The sequence below is a fragment of the Caballeronia sp. M23-90 genome, assembly GCF_053574605.1.
This window is the reverse complement of the sequence record NZ_JBSIPA010001071.1, coordinates 1-255: the sequence shown is the minus strand read 5'-3', so window position 1 is coordinate 255 and position 255 is coordinate 1. Positions and strand designations below refer to the sequence as shown.

The 255-nt window shown below is 60.4% G+C and carries 1 protein-coding gene; it reads right to left on the bottom strand.

The window, feature by feature from the left end; translation table 11 throughout:
- The coding region (locus tag ACRXB1_RS37855; protein WP_449494993.1) for a S1 RNA-binding domain-containing protein at positions 1-255 on the bottom strand (255 nt) is incomplete at both ends.

Genomic DNA, 255 nt, shown 5'->3' with positions numbered 1-255 from the left:
AGCGAGACGCGGTTCTTCTCTTGGTCGAACTTGAGGATCTTCGCGGTGACTTCCTGGCCAACCGACAGCACTTCGCTCGGGTGACGCACACGACGCCATGCGATGTCCGTGATGTGCAGCAGGCCGTGGATACCGCCGAGGTCCACGAATGCGCCGTAGTCGGTGATGTTCTTGACCACGCCTTCCACGATAGCGCCTTCCTTCAGCGTTTCGAGCAGCTTTGCGCGCTCTTCGCCTTGGGTCGCTTCGATCACG